The sequence below is a fragment of the Bradyrhizobium genomosp. III genome, assembly GCF_000261705.1.
GTDB classification, from domain to species: domain Bacteria; phylum Pseudomonadota; class Alphaproteobacteria; order Rhizobiales; family Xanthobacteraceae; genus Bradyrhizobium; species Bradyrhizobium ottawaense.
On record NZ_AJQF01000166.1, the window covers coordinates 1 to 15,847 of the forward strand.

Annotated in this window: 17 protein-coding genes; 5 read left to right on the forward strand and 12 right to left on the reverse strand. The window is 64.1% G+C overall.

What is annotated here, in order from left to right; translation table 11 throughout:
• Window positions 1-77: 77 nt before the first annotated feature.
• On the reverse strand, window positions 78-1,043 hold the full coding sequence (locus IC66_RS0114530; RefSeq protein WP_038948103.1) for an AraC family transcriptional regulator: 966 nt from the start codon (window positions 1,041-1,043) through the stop codon (window positions 78-80).
• A 103-nt stretch (window positions 1,044-1,146) separates the two neighbouring features.
• Here IC66_RS0114530 and IC66_RS0114535 point away from each other — a divergent pair, with 103 nt between their 5' ends.
• Entirely contained in the window at window positions 1,147-2,139 is a 993-nt protein-coding gene (locus IC66_RS0114535; RefSeq protein WP_038948104.1) for a zinc-dependent alcohol dehydrogenase family protein, read from the forward strand.
• Window positions 2,140-2,173: 34 nt separating this feature from the next.
• Window positions 2,174-2,467: a DUF1330 domain-containing protein gene (locus IC66_RS0114540; RefSeq protein WP_028142777.1), complete on the forward strand. Its 294-nt coding sequence runs from the start codon at window positions 2,174-2,176 to the stop codon at window positions 2,465-2,467.
• Window positions 2,468-2,544: 77 nt separating this feature from the next.
• Here the strand turns inward: IC66_RS0114540 and IC66_RS0114545 are convergent, their stop codons facing one another.
• Window positions 2,545-3,441 (reverse strand): crotonase/enoyl-CoA hydratase family protein, encoded by an 897-nt coding sequence (locus IC66_RS0114545; protein ID WP_028142776.1) that lies wholly within the window; start codon window positions 3,439-3,441, stop codon window positions 2,545-2,547.
• Window positions 3,442-3,526: 85 nt separating this feature from the next.
• Between IC66_RS0114545 and IC66_RS0114550 the strand changes: the two genes are divergently transcribed.
• Both IC66_RS0114550 and IC66_RS0114555 read left to right on the forward strand, forming a co-directional pair.
• On the forward strand, window positions 3,527-4,171 hold the full coding sequence (locus tag IC66_RS0114550) for a TetR/AcrR family transcriptional regulator (protein WP_028142775.1): 645 nt from the start codon (window positions 3,527-3,529) through the stop codon (window positions 4,169-4,171).
• Window positions 4,172-4,173: 2 nt separating this feature from the next.
• The gene (locus tag IC66_RS0114555) at window positions 4,174-5,799 is read left to right on the forward strand and encodes an AMP-binding protein (protein WP_038948105.1); all 1,626 of its coding nucleotides are present in this window, start codon (window positions 4,174-4,176) and stop codon (window positions 5,797-5,799) included.
• A 1-nt stretch (window position 5,800) separates the two neighbouring features.
• On the opposite strand, the gene IC66_RS0114560 is transcribed toward IC66_RS0114555, so the two are convergent.
• The 10 genes from IC66_RS0114560 to flgB all read right to left on the reverse strand — a co-directional run bounded on the left by IC66_RS0114560 (window position 5,801) and on the right by flgB (window position 15,093).
• On the reverse strand, window positions 5,801-6,508 hold the full coding sequence (locus tag IC66_RS0114560; RefSeq protein WP_038948106.1) for a glutathione S-transferase: 708 nt from the start codon (window positions 6,506-6,508) through the stop codon (window positions 5,801-5,803).
• A 181-nt stretch (window positions 6,509-6,689) separates the two neighbouring features.
• Window positions 6,690-7,373: a lectin gene (locus IC66_RS0114565; protein ID WP_028142772.1), complete on the reverse strand. Its 684-nt coding sequence runs from the start codon at window positions 7,371-7,373 to the stop codon at window positions 6,690-6,692.
• Window positions 7,374-7,516: 143 nt separating this feature from the next.
• The gene (locus IC66_RS0114570) at window positions 7,517-8,524 is read right to left on the reverse strand and encodes a Tim44 domain-containing protein (RefSeq protein WP_038948107.1); all 1,008 of its coding nucleotides are present in this window, start codon (window positions 8,522-8,524) and stop codon (window positions 7,517-7,519) included.
• Between the two features lie 359 nt (window positions 8,525-8,883).
• Complete coding sequence (gene cckA / locus IC66_RS0114575; RefSeq protein WP_038948109.1) at window positions 8,884-11,463, reverse strand: cell cycle histidine kinase CckA; 2,580 nt, start codon at window positions 11,461-11,463, stop codon at window positions 8,884-8,886.
• A 155-nt stretch (window positions 11,464-11,618) separates the two neighbouring features.
• On the reverse strand, window positions 11,619-12,698 hold the full coding sequence (gene flhB, locus IC66_RS0114580; RefSeq protein ID WP_028142769.1) for a flagellar biosynthesis protein FlhB: 1,080 nt from the start codon (window positions 12,696-12,698) through the stop codon (window positions 11,619-11,621).
• A 4-nt stretch (window positions 12,699-12,702) separates the two neighbouring features.
• A complete protein-coding gene (fliR, locus tag IC66_RS0114585; RefSeq protein ID WP_028142768.1) occupies window positions 12,703-13,479 on the reverse strand; it encodes a flagellar biosynthetic protein FliR in 777 nt (258 codons plus the stop codon).
• Between the two features lie 17 nt (window positions 13,480-13,496).
• A complete protein-coding gene (gene fliQ / locus IC66_RS0114590) occupies window positions 13,497-13,760 on the reverse strand; it encodes a flagellar biosynthesis protein FliQ (RefSeq protein WP_018321865.1) in 264 nt (87 codons plus the stop codon).
• A gap of 137 nt (window positions 13,761-13,897) precedes the next feature.
• Window positions 13,898-14,206 carry a flagellar hook-basal body complex protein FliE gene (gene fliE / locus IC66_RS0114595; protein ID WP_018321864.1) on the reverse strand — a complete coding sequence of 103 codons (309 nt, stop codon included), beginning with the start codon at window positions 14,204-14,206 and terminating at the stop codon, window positions 13,898-13,900.
• A gap of 16 nt (window positions 14,207-14,222) precedes the next feature.
• Window positions 14,223-14,648, reverse strand: a complete 426-nt coding sequence (gene flgC / locus IC66_RS0114600) for a flagellar basal body rod protein FlgC (protein WP_018321863.1) — start codon at window positions 14,646-14,648, stop codon at window positions 14,223-14,225.
• A 40-nt stretch (window positions 14,649-14,688) separates the two neighbouring features.
• A complete protein-coding gene (gene flgB / locus IC66_RS0114605; RefSeq protein WP_028142767.1) occupies window positions 14,689-15,093 on the reverse strand; it encodes a flagellar basal body rod protein FlgB in 405 nt (134 codons plus the stop codon).
• A gap of 352 nt (window positions 15,094-15,445) precedes the next feature.
• Between flgB and IC66_RS0114610 the strand changes: the two genes are divergently transcribed.
• On the forward strand, window positions 15,446-15,847 hold a 402-nt coding region (locus tag IC66_RS0114610), incomplete at its 3' end, for a flagellar biosynthetic protein FliO (RefSeq protein WP_038948110.1).

Genomic DNA, 15,847 nt, shown 5'->3' on the forward strand with positions numbered 1-15,847 from the left:
CTAGCTGGAGCGCAGTCGAGAAGGGTTGAGAGGCCCGCAATATTGACGAAGATCTGGACCCGGCCGCACGCCGCGGATCATAACGCAGGCCTGTTCGCCTCCGCAGCCAAGGTGCCCCGCCACTCTCCAGGCGCCAGTCCCTCGACACGCCGGAAGGCGCGGCTTAGCGCGGTATCGGAGTCATACCCGACCCTGACCGCCACTTCCGCCAAGGCCGCGCCCTTCCGCATCAGGGTTTTGGCGCGATACATCCGCCACCGCGTCACATAGCTCAGCGGCGTCTCTCCGAGAACCGAACGGAAGTTCTGAGCGAAGGTGGAGCGCGAGACGCCTGCGACACGAGCCATCTCCTCGACCGTCCAGTCGCGTGCGATGTCCGCATGAACGGAGCGAATAACCTTGGCCAAGGATCTGTGCCTCAGCGCAGCAAGCCACCCGCCGGCCCGTGTCCCGTCCGCCGCAACCCACGCGCGGATCGTTTGAATGAACAACACGTCCGTCAGTCGCTCTACCACTAAGTCCGCGCCGAGCCCATCTGCGCGGCTTTCCAGGCCAATCAGGCCTAGGGTGGTCTCGAGCAGATCGAGGTCACCATGCGCCAAGCGAACGTGGAGCAGATCGGGCAACAAGGCGAGCAAGGGCTCGGCCGCGATCGGATCGAATGAAAGACGCGCCGATACCATTTCCATCAGCGCGCCGTTACCGCCATAGTTGACCGTGCGGTCAGGGATGGTGGTGAAGCCGGTCCCTTCCGAGAAGCCGGGCAGGTCCGCAAACAGGTTCACACAATCCACGAGGGCACTGTCGGGCCGATCCGCCAGCGCGAACCGCGTGCCTTCCTTGACGATGAGACAATCGCCCTTGGCCACTGGTAGGGGAACCTCACCCTCGGACAGCAACCAGCCCACACCTTCTGCGATCATCACCAGCCGGGCCTGATAGCCGGTATCGAATGCCACACCCCACGGCGCGGTAAAGCGGAATCGCACATAGAGCGAACTCGCCACGCTCATCGCGCTCACAACGTCGTCGAAGGGATCCATCCCGATTCGATATCGGACGATCGGTCAGGAATCAAGGCGCTTGGGCCATTACTCATACGATCGAGCCAGTCTATCTATCCCACCTCATCGATTGGAGAGGGACATGCGAAGCTACAGAGCTAATAAGATTGGATCGCTCGACGACCTGAAGATCATCGAGGAGGATCTTCCCGTTCCCGGACCTGGACAAGTTCGGGTCAGGGTCCGCGCCACGGCCCTTAACTTTCGCGACCTCGCCCTTCTCACCGGGATATTCCCTGCTCCCGCCAAGGCGGACGTCGTTCCGCTGTCTGATGCGGCTGGTGAAATCGAGGCGGTAGGATCGGATGTAACCCGCTTTGCAATCGGCGACCGCGTTGTCAGCAGCTTCTTTCCGACCTGGTTCGGTGGCGCGTTCGAGGCTGGTGCAGAGCAATATTCGGTCGAACGGGATGGCTGGCTGACCGAGTATAAGGTCGTCGACGCCGAAGCCCTGGTCGCCGCGCCCAATACTTTGTCGTTCGCAGAGGCCGCTGCTCTGACCTGCGCGGGCGTCACTGCTTGGTCGGCTCTTGCCGGCGTCCGGGCGGGCGACATCGTGCTGACGCAAGGCACGGGCGGCGTTTCAATCTTCGCAGTGCAATTGGCCAAAGCGTTGGGTGCGCGTGTCATCGCCACCACCTCAAGCGCGGAAAAGGCCGATCGTCTGCGAGCGCTGGGCGCTGACGAGGTCATCGATTATCGCGCCGATCAGGACTGGGGCTCCACGGCACGCGCAATGACCGATCGTGGGATTGACCGTATCGTGGAGACGGGCGGTGCGACCTCGCTTGCGCAGTCCATCAAGGCAATCGCTCCCAGCGGACAGATTTCGCTGGTCGGCGTGCTCGGCGGCTTTGCGGGCAGCGTCGATTACACGGCGATGTTTTTTAGCTTTGCTCGCTTCCAGACGATCACGACCGGTAGCCGCCGCGATCTTGAGGAGCTCACGCGCTTCGTCGCTCGAACTGGCCTGAAACCCGTCATCGACAGTACCTTCATCTTCGAGGAGGCGCGAGCGGCGATCGAACACCTGGGTCGACGCCAAGTGTTCGGCAAGATCGTCGTTCAGCACTGATTTCATCTTGACCCCTCAACGGAGATTTTAATCGATGAGCGTCTATGCCATCTTCATTCGCGAACGCACCCGCAACGCGGGTGAACTGGAGACCTATGCCGAAATGGTCACCCCCCTACTGGGGAATTCGGGAGCGACGGTTCTCGCGGCCTACGGCGCTCAGGACGTTCTGGAGGGGCCTTCGCCTGAAGGCGTGGTGATGGTCAGCTTCCCGACCATGGAGACCGCGCGCACCTTCTATGACAGCCCCGAATACCAAGCTGCCGTCCGACACCGCTTTTTGGGCGCGGACTATCGATCGATCATCGTTCAGGGGGTCGATGGCTGAGACGGACTGTCCACTTTCGGCGACGTTCTCGAAGAAGGGAAAATCGCGCCGCGATCGATCGCTTCTCGCGCAACACGCTAGGTGCCGCTCTTCAACTCGCTGATCTGCTTGCGTGCCTCGTCGCGCTCCGGAATCGGACGTCCGCTGTCGCGCCACTCGATCGCGGCCTTGAAGCCGTGCTTCTGGGCGTACCGCCTGAACCACAGACCCTCGGGATTGTGACGCGTGATGCCGTCGAACAGGGTGGCGAGCGACTGCGTCTGCTCCAATCCCATATTCAGCATGACTTGGTTGACCACCATTTTATGCATGGCAAGGTGGCTCTTCGGCACCCCGGCGATCCGGTCCGCAAGCTTCCTGGTCGCGTTCTCGAGCTGCTCCATCGGCACGCAGGCGTTGGCCAGACCCCACTCGGCCGCCGTCCGGCCGTCGATCATGTTGCCGGTGAACATGAGCTCTTTCGCGCGCGACGGGCCGAGCTTGAATGTCCACATTGCGGTGGTGGGACATCCCCAGACCCGCGTCGGCATGTAGCCGATCCGGGCGTCCTCTGCCATTACGATCAGGTCGCAGCACAGCGCGATATCACTACCGCCAGCTACCGCCGCGCCGTGGATTTTTGCGATCGTCGGCTTGGAGCATTTCCATAGGCTCATGAAGTTTTCGGTGTTCTTCTTCATGACTGCGTAATCGACGAGCGGATCCCAAGGCTCGCTCTCCTGCTGGCATGGATGCTCGATCTCGCTTTCCGCATAGGCGACGAGATCGTACCCGCCGCAGAAGCCCTTGCCGGCGCCCTCGATAACGAGGACATGCACGTCGTCATTCTTCTCGGCCCACTCCACGGCGGCGCGGATTTCGGCCGGCATCGCATCGTCGATGGCATTGAAGCGTTCCGGGCGGTTGAGGACGAGGCGAGCGATGCGCGGAGCGTCCTCGCGGGTCACGATGCTTAGCGTCGAAAAATTCGGCATAGTATCCTCCGGGCATAAACAGTCAGCATTGACTGTAGCACATCTCATGCTACAGTCAACGCTGACTGTCGATAGGAGGAAGTGCATGTCCAGAGCGGCGAAGTCCGTGCGCGGGTCTGAAGGCTCCGAGACCATGCGATCGAGAGTGCTCGACGCCGCGGTCGAATGTCTGATCGAACACGGCGTAGCCGGCACGACCACCCTCGCTGTCCAGCATCGGGCAGAAGTTAGCCGGGGCGCCCTGCTGCATTATTTCCCCAACCATGCATCGCTTCTGGCCGCGACCGTCGCGGAGCTTGTCCGCCGCAATGAGCGGGCGGTGTCGCAATCCCGCGCGGCGAGCGGCGCATCGTCGGATTCCCTGCAGTCGGCCATCGAGGCCTTGGCCTTCGCCGCCCATCAGCCCGCCTATCTCGCCGAGCTTGAACTCTGGGCCGTCGCACGCACGGACGCGGCTTTGAAGCAGGCGCTCATCGCGGCCGAGCGCGGCGCGCGTCGTGATCTCGAACGAGTCTATTTGCAGCTCTTTGGCAAATGGACGGAATCGGAAGCCTACGATGAATTCGTGGCGCTGACGCTCCATTTCATCAGGGGGTTGGCGATCTCGGACAACCTCCGAAGCTCGGCGCGAAAGCGCGAGCGCCTCATCGCCGCCTGGGCAGAAGCGATGCGGACGGTTCTCGAGACGAAATCCAACGTCCGAAACAGACAAAAGAGTCAGGGGGCTTAGACATGGACGAAACGAGGCTTCGCAATTCCTACTATCCCGCCGATCCGTCGCGGCCGATCCTCGACGTCAGCATCGGTCGTGCTCTCACGTCCGCTGTCGGCACCGTGCCTGATCGCGAAGCGCTGGTCGAAGTCGTTCCGTCATCGATGGCCTCCCCAGTCGGGGCCTCACGCACTGACCGTCGGTGGACGTACGCTCAATTGTACGACGATGCGCAGCGTTGCGCGAGTTGGCTGCTACAACGGGTCGAGAGCGGAGACCGCATCTGCGTCTGGGCCCCGAACGTGCCGGAGTGGGTTGTCTTGCAGTACGGGGCGGCGCTTGCCGGCGTGATCCTGGTCACCGCCAATCCCGCGTTCAAGCCGAGCGAGCTCGAATTCGTTCTTCGGCAGTCCAGATCATCAGCTCTCTTTCATCTATCGAGTTTCCGCGAAGTCGATACAGGTGCCATCGCCCGCGAGTTGGAAGGTCTCGGCATCCACCGCTATTGCTTCGAAGGCTGGCTTGACGAGATCCGCAACACGCCGGAAGCGGCGTTGCCGGAGATCGATTCGCAGCATCCGGCGCAGATCCAGTACACTTCCGGGACCACGGGCAAGCCTAAAGGGGCGCTCCTCCATCACCGCGGCTTGGTGACGAACGCGAGCTATGTGGCGGCCAGAGCAGGTCTAGAAGACAGCGTACTGCTGAGTCCGATGCCGCTCTTTCACACCGCCGGGTCGGTCATGAGCGTGCTCGGCTGCATGACCTCACGCGCGACACTGGTGCTCCCGCTCTTTTTCGATCCGCCAACGGTCCTGCAGGCCATCGAAGCGTCCAGGGCGCAGGTCCTCTTCGGCGTTCCTACGATGCTGCTCGCGCTGATCGAGGCGATGAAGGCCACCCCGCACGATCTGTCGTCCTTGCGTGTGGCGCTGTCCGGGGGCGCTCCGGTCTCGCCGGAGATACACCGTCGCGTGAAAGATGCGCTTGGTCTTCCGGTCGTCACCGTCTTCGGTCAGACCGAGCTCAGCCCGATCGTCGCGCAGACGAGCGACGACGATCCGGAGTTTGAACGGCTTCATACGGTAGGAAAGCCGCTATGGAACGTCGAGGTGCGCATCGCGGATCCCGGCGATTTTCGTGTCTTGCCGACGGGTACAGAGGGCGAAATTCAAGTCCGCGGGTACCAGACGATGATCGGCTATTTCGACGCACCGGACGACACCCAACAGGCTATCACGTCCGACGGATGGCTGCGTACCGGCGATCTGGGAACGATCGACGAGGGCGGCTATATCCGCGTTACCGGTCGCCTCAAGGACATGATCATCCGCGGTGGAGAGAACATCTATCCCGTCGAGATCGAAGCCTGCCTCTTGCGCCATCCGGAGGTCGCCGACGTCGCCGTGTTCGGGGCGCCGGACGAGAAATGGGGCGAAGTCGTCGCAGCAGCCGTTCGCCTGTCGTCAAGCGCTTCAGGATGCGCCGAGCGACTGACTGCGCATTGCCGCGACGCAATGGCCCCACATAAAACGCCGATATTGTGGTTCGCCTGCTCCGAATTTCCGTTGACGGCCTCCGGTAAGGTTCAGAAGTTCCGCCTGCGGGAAGCGCTGGCTGCGGGCTCGCTCGAGCGGATGGACTAGACTAGCCATCCAGCTCGCGATAGCGGCGGAAGATGCCCTGCTCGTTGAAGGGAATGCGGCGCTCGCTCGCCAGATAGGCCTCGATGTTCGGCCGCGCGGCGATGCGGTCGTGCAGGGAAACGAGGCCCGGAATGTCTGTCTCGAACGCCTTCATGCGCCTGGGGAAGGCATAGCGCAGCCCCGCGACGATCTGGAAGAGCGAGAGATCGACGTAAGTCAGCCGCCGGCCGGTGACATAGGCGCCGCCATTCTCGGTGAGAAGCTGCTCGAAATAGCCGAGATATTTCGGCACCCTTTCGTCCCAGAAATCGGCCGTGCGTTTCTTCGCCGGCGGCTTCTGGTCCTCGTAATAGAGCGAGGGTCCGAGCGGATGATGGGTGTCGTGGATCTCGACCACGAGGTCGCTGATGGTGAGCTGAAGCTGGTGCACCCAGAGTCTGCCGGCTTCCGTCTTCGGCGCGAGCGCATGGCGGCTACCGAGATAGAGCAGGATATTGGCGGTCTGGCCGATGACGAGCTTGCCGGCTTTCAGGAACGGCGGCGCAAAGGGCGGCGTGCCTTTCTGTGCATCCATCATCTTCATCATCGCAGCTGTGCCGCGTGGTCCGCGCGCGACGTCGACATAAGCGGCCCCCGCCTCCTCCAACGCCAACCGCACATATTCGCCGCGGCCCTGGATCTCGGGCCAGTAGTAGAGCTCGTATTTCATGGGAGAGGTCCTTTGAGACGCAGGCAGGACAAGCCTAGCATGCGGCGCAAGTTCCGTCGTGGGGAGGCGGAACGTCGGCCCCACGCGTCATTGCGGGCGTTAGCGAAGCAATCCAGAGCTTTTCCGCGGAGATAGTCTGGATTGCTACGCTCGCAATGACGAGCCGAGGGAGCTCGGCCTCTCAATTCGCAGCGAAACAGTACAGCAGGCCGTCGCCGCCCGTGCTCTTCAGATCGGCCTGCGAGCAGCCACCATCGGGACCGCGCGAGGGGTGCGAGCTATTCCAGGATTTTGACGGCTCGTCATCGCGCAGGCCCTTGCGATCGAAATGGCCGACCATCGCGGTGCCTTGCGTGCTCGACGTCCAGTTCTTGCAGGTGCGATCGTCCGGACCGGCAAACGCGGTGCCGTCTGGTTGCGATCCCGTGAGGACGTCGTGCCGGTTCGGCTGGTCACCCATACCGTTGATACCCTCGCCCTTCTCGCTGAGCGCCGTCTGCTTGGTGAGGTTGTTGGCGGAGCCGTGCAGCTCGGCAACATCCTTGGCAATGACCGCGCCCTTTGCATTCTGCCACGGTCCCTTGCCGATGCGATCGCGCGCGTTGACGGCCGGCTTGCCGTCGGCGGCCTGCGTCGAGAGGTAGGCGCGCCAGGTCTTCGCACCGGCGCCGGCGGTCTGTGCGAGCCTCGCGCACTGCGCATCGGCTCCCTCCAGGCCGCCGAGATCGGCGCCCTTGCCCGGGCCGTTGGACGTCACGAAGAACGTCATGTCGGCCGACTGCGCCTCCACGGCTGGCGCCCCAAGCAATGCAAGCGAGGCCGCAGCGAGCGCTGAAATCGTCACGGATCTCTTGATACGGATCATCTTGTCCTCCCGTTGTGTTTGTCGTTGGCCGCCTGATTTCAACCCGATGCGCCCCCACTTATTCCGGTGCCGCGATGAAGGGGCACAAAAGAAAAGGGCGCCGTGCTTGAGCACGACGCCCTTTGTTCTCCATCGCTTTGCGATCAGTTGGTCTGCTGGATCGCCGACAATTCCCAGCCGCTGCCGGGCCGTCGGGCAAAGGTCCAGACTTCGGTGACTTCGCCCGGCTGCTCGCTGCCGGCGACGACCGTGCCGCTGTTGCGATCCAGCGTCTTGTCGGTGAGCGCGAAGCGCAGCGCCACCGTGGCGTAGTCGGTCTCGCCTTCGCGCCAGGCTTCCGCGAGATCGCCCTGCAGCAGCTTGACGCCAGTCACCTTGTTGATGACGTTGCGCGCGCGGTTCTGGGCGAGGTCCTGCTCGAAATAGGAGACCATCTCCGGTGTCGCGAGCGTGTGCAGCTTGGCCACGTCCTCGTTCGACCAGGCGGTCTGGACATCGCCGAGCAGGCGCTCGAACGCCTCGTAATCGTCCGGCTTGATCTCGAGCGGCGCGTTGTTGGCGTTCGCGCCGAAGCCGAAGCCGCCAAGACCGCCACCAAGGCCGCCGCGCTGGTTCGGCTGCGGTCCGGAACCTGCGCCCGCCTCCGCATTGGCATAGGCCGCCTGCGGCGTGTGACGGCGCTGCCACCAAGACATCGCCAGCCGCACCACCAGCACCACGAGCGCGATCTGGATGATCAGGCCCAGGATCGAGGACAGGCCGCCGAGGCCGCCGAACAGGCCGCCGCCGAACAGCATGCCGAGCAGGCCGGCGCCGAGGAAGCCGGCCGCAAGGCCGCCCATGAAGCCGCCGGCGCGGCCGAACAGGCCGCCGCGCGCGGGCGCGGAAGCAGCCGAGTTCATGCCTGGACCCGGCTGGGTGTAGGTGCGGTTGAACTGCGAGGCCGAGCCGGGCGCCGTCGTGGTCGAGGGCGGGGCCGAATAGGTGCGCGAGCCGCGTGAACCCGACGAGCCGCCACCGCCGACGCGCGCGTCGGCAGACGAGATCGCCAGCGCAGTCGGCAGCGCAAGCGCCAGCACGACAGCGATGGTCTTGAAGAGACTGCGGGAGCGTAGCGAGAAATTCATGTGCGTTTCCCAAATCCCCGGCATGGGGACGTGCGCCTAAGATGGGCAGACTTCCCGAAAAGTGAAGCCGGTTTCGGAACCTATGGCTGCGGCCCTCAGTCGCGGGGATGTGGCAAAAGCCCATATTTGGCGGGGGCTTGGCCGGACGCGCCGGGGAACCGTGGTCGCGGGATACCGGCGGTTTGGGCCGAGATTTCCGCTCTTTCCCCGTCATGCGAGCGTAGCGACTTGTCCGCCGAAGCCTCGGCGAAGGCGGAAGCAATCCAGACTGCCTCAGCGGAAAGACTCTGGATTGCTTCGTCGCACCAGCGCAAAACTGCTACGCAATTTTGTCGCGGGCTCCTCGCAATGACGGAGGGGCGAACGGCGTGCGCCGCCTATCCTCACCCCTGCTTCGCCATCGTCTCCTTGACCGCCGCCACGAGCTGGCTGAGCGTGAACGGCTTCGGCAGGAAGTCGAACTGCTGGCCTTCGGGCAGGCTCTTCTCGAAGGCGTCCTCGGCATAGCCGGAGACGAAGATGAACTTGATGTCGGGATTTTTCTCCCGCATCGCCTTCAAAAGCGTCGGGCCGTCCATCTCGGGCATGACGACGTCTGAGACGACGAGATCGATCGCGCCGCTCTGCTCTTCCAGCATTTCCATGGCCTCGACGCCGTTCTCGGCCTCGACCACGGTGTAGCCGCGCGAGCGCAGGCCGCGTGCGTTCAGCGCACGCAGGCCCTCTTCGTCCTCGACCAGCAGGATGGTGCCCTGCCCCGTGAGATCGGTGCGCGGCTTGGCCTCGGCCGCCGCGGCGTCCTTCCCGGCGCCGCTGGTCGCGCTCACCACAGCCGCCGGCTGCTCGACCTGCGCTTCAGGCTCGGCGTGGTGACGCGGCAGGAAGATGTGGAACGAGGTGCCCTGGCCCGGCTCGGAATCGACGTAGATGAAGCCGCCGGTCTGCTTGACGATGCCGTAGACCGTGGAAAGGCCAAGACCCGTACCTTTGCCGACTTCCTTGGTCGAGAAGAACGGCTCGAAAATCTTGTCGCGGATGTCGGCGGGAATGCCGGTGCCGGTGTCGGCGACCTCGATCCGGACATAATCCGCGGCCGGCATGCCCTTGTAGGCGAGCTTGGCCGCTTGTTCCGCGGTGACGTTGGCGGTGCGGATGATCAGCTTGCCGCCGTCGGGCATGGCATCGCGCGCGTTCACCGCGAGATTGACGATCACCTGCTCGAACTGGGAGACGTCGACCTTGACCGGCCAGAGATCGCGGCCGTGGATGGTCTCGTGCTTGACCTTCTCGCCGATCAGGCGGCGCAGCAGCATGGCGAGATCGGACAGCGCGTCGCCGAGATCGAGCACCTGCGGCCGCAGCGTCTGCCGCCGCGAGAACGCCAGCAGCTGCCGCACCAGGGTCGCGGCCCGCGTCGCGTTCTGCTTGATCTGCATGATGTCCTGGAACGACGGGTCGGTCGGCTTGTGCGCGTTCAGCAGGAAGTCGTTCGCCATCATGATGGCGGAGAGCACGTTGTTGAAGTCGTGGGCAATGCCGCCGGCGAGCTGGCCGACCGTCTCCATCTTCTGCGACTGGTTGATCTGGTTCTCCAGCGCGCGCCGCTCGGTGGTCTCGAGCATGTGCACGATGGCGGCTTCCGCCTCATTCTCGGCGGCATCGACCGGCGTGACGAAGAACTGACCCCAGCGCTCCCTCGGCCCTTCCAGCGCCACTTCCACCGGCGCGACGTCGGCCTGACCATCGGCGGCCTGGTTGATGGCCGCGATCAGGAGGTGACGGTCGCGCGAATTCACCGCGCGGAAGATCGACTTGGAGGAGCTGTCGAGCCCGAGCGCCTGCCCGAGCTTGGCATAGCGCGCGTTGGCGCGCACCACGTTGCCGGCGCGGTCCACGGTCGCGATCGCCATCGGCGTATGGTCGAAGAAGCGCATGAAGCGCACTTCGGCGGCGCGATCGGGATCGCTGCGCTCGTCGCGGGCGCGGCTGATGACGAGCGTGCGCGACGGCCCCGGCGCGCCGTCGGCGCCGAAGGCGAGCTTGTGATAGAGCCGCACGGGCATGGTCTTGCCGGTGCGCATGCGCAGGTCGATGTCGAAGACCTCGGTCTTCACCTCGCCCGGCACCGCCACGATCGACGTCAGCAGCGAGGCGCCGTCGCCGGAGACGATGTCGGTCAGCTTCAGGCCGCCCGAGCCGATCTCGGCGAGGTCGTAGTCGAGCCAGTTCGCCAGCGTCGCGTTGACATAAGCGAGCTCGCCGGCCGGATTGACCGAGAAGAAGCCGCACGGCGCGTGGTCGAGATATTCGATCGCGTGCTGGAGCTCCTGGAACACGTCCTCCTGGCGCTCGCGGTCGCGGGTGATGTCGGCGATCGACCACACCGCGTATTTCGCCTCGCGCTTGCCGGTGCCGAGCGGGCGCACCCGCATGCGCAACCAACGGCCCTGGCTGCCGTCCTGGCCGGAGATGCGGACCTCTTCCTGCTGCCGTTTGCCTTCGCGCGCGGCCTTGAGCAGGCGGAACACGGCTTCGGAGACGTCGGGGTTGCCGATGAAGACACGCTCGACCGGGCGCACGTCCTGCGGCCCGGTCGCGCCCGTCAGCGTCAGATAGGCGGCGTTGGAATAGACCACGTGGCCGCGGGCATCGGTGACCGCGAGCCCGTCGAATCCATGATCGGCGATGCGGCCCACGACCGGATCATCGAGACTGCGGTCGGCGAAGCGGATGATCCCGGCGGCGAAGGCGAACAGGTTGAACAGGCCGACCATGGCCAGCACGGCGAGGATGCCGAGGATATAGGGCTGCGCCTGCGCGCGCCCGAGCGTCATCAGCCCGACGGCGACGGCGACGAGGCCGGCGGCCACCAGCAGCACCAACGCAATGCTACCCGAGCGCGGCGACGGCTCGTGCGTCGCAACGGGCTCGCGGGTGAGGTCGTGGTCGGTCTCGGCGGTCATTCTCGAGCTGGCGCAGCCTGTCGGCAGAGAATCAACGCGCTACGGGGCGCGTGGGGTCCTCCCTGCCTGAATCGGACCCTGAGGTGCAAGGGCAGCAGGGGCGAAAGGTACGCTGATTCCCAGATTACGGCCATTTCCGGTACTTTTCGGGTGTTTTATTCTCGCCCGGCGCTGAATCCGCGCTTCAGCCGCATGACGTAGCCGATGACTTCGGCGACCGCATGGTAGTGCTCGGTCGGGATTTCCTGGTCGATCTCGACGGTGGCATAGAGCGCGCGGGCGAGCGGCACGTTCTCCACGATCGGGATGTCGTGCTCGCGCGCGATCTCCCTGATCTTGAAGGCGAGATTGTCGACGCCCTTGGCGACGCAGATCGGAGCCGTCATGCCGCGCTCGTAGGACAGCGCCACCGAATAGTGGGTCGGGTTGGTGATGATCACCGAGGCCTTGGGAACCGCCGCCATCATGCGCTTCTTGGCGCGCTGCTGCCGCAACTGCCTGAGCTTGCCCTTGATGTGCGGATCGCCTTCGGACTGCTTGAACTCTTCCTTGATCTCCTGGAGCGACATCTTCTGCCGCTGGAACCAGCTGCGGTACTGGAAAAAATAGTCGGCAATGGCGACGATCGCGAGCGCTGCGACCACCGCACCCAGCAGATGGATCGTCATGCTGGTGCTGGCGCCGAGCATGGCAGCCGGATCGAGCCTGACCATCGCTTCCATGCGGTGCCGCTCCGGCCACAGGATCATGGTCATGACCACGCCGAGCAGCACGAGCTTGCCGATGCCCTTGAGAAAATTGGCCGCCGCCTGCTTGCCGAAGATGCGCTTGAAGCCGGCGCCGGGCGAGATCTTGCTGAACTTCGGCGTCAGGGATTCGGTCGACCAGACCAGGCGGTGCTGGAGCATGTTTCCGGCGATCGCCGCCAGCATCAGCATCAAGAGAGGCACGCCGATCGCCGCGAGCAGGGCGAATTCGATCTGCTGCATCAGCGCGAGCAGGGCCTTGCCGTCGGTCTTGATCATCCAGGAATTGGCGAGCAGGCCCCGCATCGGCGCCAGCAGCCCGCTGCCCACCGAGCCCGAGAAGGTCGAGACCACGAGCGTGCCGCCCGCCATCATGAACCAGGTGTTGATCTCCTGGCTCTTGGCGACGTCGCCGCGTTCGAGCGCGTCGTCCAGGCGCTTTTGCGTCGGGTCTTCTGTTTGACTCTCTGGGTCCTTGTCTTCTGACATCGATCTACCGTGACCTCAGCGGCATCAACTGGTGCATGACACCGATGAAGTAATCCAGATAGGTGCCCATCATCGCAGTGAGCACCACGGCGAGCACCAGGAAGCCCGCGAAGATCGAGAGCGGCACACCGACGAAATAGACCTGCATCTGCGGCATCAGCCGCGCCAGCACGCCAAGGCCGATGTTGAAGACCAGGCCGAACACCAGAAACGGCCCCGAGAGCTGCAGACCGAGGCGGAACGCGGCGGCAAAGGCGCGCGTTGCGAGCGAGGCCACATCGCCACTCGATACGGTCTCACCCGGCGAGAAGATCGTGTAACTGTCGTTCAGCGCCGCGATCACCAGATGATGGCTGTCGGTGGCGAACAGCAGCGTTACCCCGAGGATGGTCAGGAAGTTGCCGACCAGCACGCCCTGCTGGCCCTGCGTCGGGTCGACCGAGGTGACGAAACCGAGTCCCATCTGCTGTGCGATCACGGATCCCGCGACCTGGAGCGCCGAGAGCGTCACGCGCGCGGTCGCGCCCAGCACGATTCCGATCGCGATCTCATGTAGCATCAGGACCAGGAGCGGCGCGAGCGATCCCATGTCGACCTGATAGGCGTTACGATGCAGCGGCAGGATGATCAGCGTCAGCACCAGCGCGATCGACAGCTTGATCCGCGTCGGAATGTTGGTCTCGCCCAGCCCCGGCAACAGCATCACCATCGCGCCGACCCGGGCGAAGGCGAGCATGAAGGAAGCGGCGAGCGCCGGCAGTAGCGAGACGTCGATGCGCATGATTGACGCATCTTGCCTCAGCCGCCGATGATTCGCGACGAGATCCGCAGCATGTGGGCGTGGAGCGCGTCCGCCATGAACGGCAGCGCCAGCAGCATCGTGGCAAAGATGGCCAGGATCTTCGGCACGTAGATCAGCGTCTGCTCCTGGATCTGCGTCAGCGCCTGGAACAGCGACACGATGACGCCGACCACCAGACCGACCACCATCAGGGGTGAGGACACGATCACGATCGTCCAGATCGCATCGCGCGCAACGTCGAGGGTCTCGGGTCCGGTCATTTGAATTCCTACTCTGAATTGTTTGTCGTCATTCCGGGGCTCGCGAAGCGAGAACCCGGAATCCATCGGGCCGCAGCGTCGGTCGCACCATGATTCCGGGCTCGCGACTTCGTCGCGCCCCGGAATGACAGTGCGCGTCAGATCGGCATCTTCATGATGTCTTCATACGCCGCGATCACGCGGTCGCGGACCGAGACGAGCGTGGACACCGCGACGTCGGTGTCCGCCACCGCCGTCACCACGTCCATCACGTTGGCCTTGCCGGAGGCCATCGCCACGGTCTGCGCATCCGACTTGCGGCCGGACTCCATGACGCTGCCGACGGCGTCCTTCAGCATCGAGGCAAAGGATTGCCCGCCTGCCTCGGTGGCTTTGCCGGCACCGCTGTTCTCCAGCACCCGGGCGAGGTTGGCATAAGCGTTGGCCGCGATTGTCGGTGATGCCATGGCTCAATTGTCCTGTTCAGCTCTTGAGGATGTCGAGCGTGCGCTGGATCATCCGGCGCGTCGCACTGATGATGTTGAGATTGGCCTCGTAGGACCGCTGCGCGTCGCGCATGTCGGTCATCTCGACCACCGAGTTCACGTTCGGATATTTGACGTTGCCGCTGGCGTCAGCGACCGGATTGTTCGGCTCGTATTTGACGCGGAAGTTCGACTGGTCCGGCTTGATCCTGCCGAGGGTGACGACCTGCGCGTCGAGCGTGCGGTCGAGCGCGGAGGAGAAGGTCGGAACCTTGCGCCGGTAGGGATCTCCGCCTGCGGTCTGCGAGGTCGAATCCGCGTTCGCGATGTTTTCCGAGATCACCCGCATGCGGCCGGCTTGCGCCCGCAGACCGGAGGTCGCGATCGCCATCGAGCGGGCAAAGTCGCTGCTGTCATTGGCCATGATGCGCCTCCTCTAGCTCTTCTGTTCCCGGATCATGCGGCTAGCCCTTGCCGATCGCGGTCTTGAGCAGATGCAGGCTCTTCGAATAGAGCGAGGTCGCCGCCGCGTAGTCCATCTGGTTGCTGGCCGCCTTCATCATCTCCTCTTCGAGATTGACGGCGTTGCCCGCGGGGCGGGTCTCGAACCCCGCATTCTTGTTCTGGTCGAATCCGGAAGCAGCCCCTGACGGCGTCATGTGAGAACCGCTGGTGCGGGCGAGCGCGAGGGGGCCCATCGAGCCTGTGACGGCCCCGGACTTGTCGAGCTTCGGCTCGACCAGGTCGCGCGGCCGGAATTTGGGCGTGTCGGAATTGGAGACGTTCTCGGACAGGACGCGCTGGCGCTCCTGGTGCCACTGCATCTTGGTGCGAAGCGCCGACAGCACCGGGAGGTCGTTGATGGACATCGTCGCGGCTCCTTCCGCCTCTTGCGAACCTTGAGGTCCGCAACTAGGCAGAATTTGCCGCGTGTATGGTTAACGGCTGGTTAAGGACGCCCTCGAGGCGTGTCCCCGGGCGGGACACTATTTTGCGCCCCGTGATTCTACGCCTCCAAAAATGGCATTAACCCAACCATTTGGCGGCGCATTCACGGGCCAAGAAGTCGTTTTGGATCGAGCGATTCATAGGTTATTAAGAGTTGGGGACGGCAAAACTTGCCGTGGGACGTTAAGAGATCGCAGTTTGGGGCATCGTTAAGCCGGTGGTTGGCGCGTCTGACCACGGGCACGAGAACAGCGCCATTTGTCGGGGACAAGTATGCAAGGCAGCCCTATCACCTTCATCGTCGCGTTCATCGTCGTTCTGGCGTTGATCGGCGTCGCTGCCTGGCTGGTTCGCCGATTCGCCGGCAGCCGGGTCGGCGCCAACACCCAGCGCGGCAGGATGCCCCGGCTCGCGGTGATCGACGCTGCCGCGGTCGACGGTCGGCGCCGCCTGGTGCTGGTCCGGCGTGACAATGTCGAGCATCTCCTGATGATCGGCGGGCCGACCGATATCGTCGTCGAGCCCAATATCGTTCGCGCCGCGCCCGGCCGCGACCAGCTTCCGCAGCGTCCGAACGCCGCGGAACCGCCGCGGCTCGCGCCCATGCCGGATACCAGCAGCTGGGCCGACGAAGCACCGCGGCCCGAACTCCTCGATCATCCCGAGCCGCAGATG

Coding starts and splice junctions, on each gene's coding strand:
- IC66_RS0114570 (WP_038948107.1), bottom strand. CDS start 8,524: ATGCCGGGGATTTGGGAAACGCACATGAATTTCTCGCTACGCTCCCGC.
- fliE (WP_018321864.1), bottom strand. CDS start 14,206: ATGGCATCACCGACAATCGCGGCCAACGCTTATGCCAACCTCGCCCGG.
- IC66_RS0114535 (WP_038948104.1), top strand. CDS start 1,147: ATGCGAAGCTACAGAGCTAATAAGATTGGATCGCTCGACGACCTGAAG.
- flgB (WP_028142767.1), bottom strand. CDS start 15,093: ATGTCCATCAACGACCTCCCGGTGCTGTCGGCGCTTCGCACCAAGATG.
- IC66_RS0114565 (WP_028142772.1), bottom strand. CDS start 7,373: ATGATCCGTATCAAGAGATCCGTGACGATTTCAGCGCTCGCTGCGGCC.
- cckA (WP_038948109.1), bottom strand. CDS start 11,463: ATGACCGCCGAGACCGACCACGACCTCACCCGCGAGCCCGTTGCGACG.
- flhB (WP_028142769.1), bottom strand. CDS start 12,698: ATGTCAGAAGACAAGGACCCAGAGAGTCAAACAGAAGACCCGACGCAA.
- IC66_RS0114545 (WP_028142776.1), bottom strand. CDS start 3,441: ATGCCGAATTTTTCGACGCTAAGCATCGTGACCCGCGAGGACGCTCCG.
- IC66_RS0114560 (WP_038948106.1), bottom strand. CDS start 6,508: ATGAAATACGAGCTCTACTACTGGCCCGAGATCCAGGGCCGCGGCGAA.
- IC66_RS0114540 (WP_028142777.1), top strand. CDS start 2,174: ATGAGCGTCTATGCCATCTTCATTCGCGAACGCACCCGCAACGCGGGT.
- IC66_RS0114550 (WP_028142775.1), top strand. CDS start 3,527: ATGTCCAGAGCGGCGAAGTCCGTGCGCGGGTCTGAAGGCTCCGAGACC.
- fliQ (WP_018321865.1), bottom strand. CDS start 13,760: ATGACCGGACCCGAGACCCTCGACGTTGCGCGCGATGCGATCTGGACG.
- flgC (WP_018321863.1), bottom strand. CDS start 14,648: ATGGCCAATGACAGCAGCGACTTTGCCCGCTCGATGGCGATCGCGACC.
- fliR (WP_028142768.1), bottom strand. CDS start 13,479: ATGCGCATCGACGTCTCGCTACTGCCGGCGCTCGCCGCTTCCTTCATG.
- IC66_RS0114555 (WP_038948105.1), top strand. CDS start 4,174: ATGGACGAAACGAGGCTTCGCAATTCCTACTATCCCGCCGATCCGTCG.
- IC66_RS0114530 (WP_038948103.1), bottom strand. CDS start 1,043: ATGGATCCCTTCGACGACGTTGTGAGCGCGATGAGCGTGGCGAGTTCG.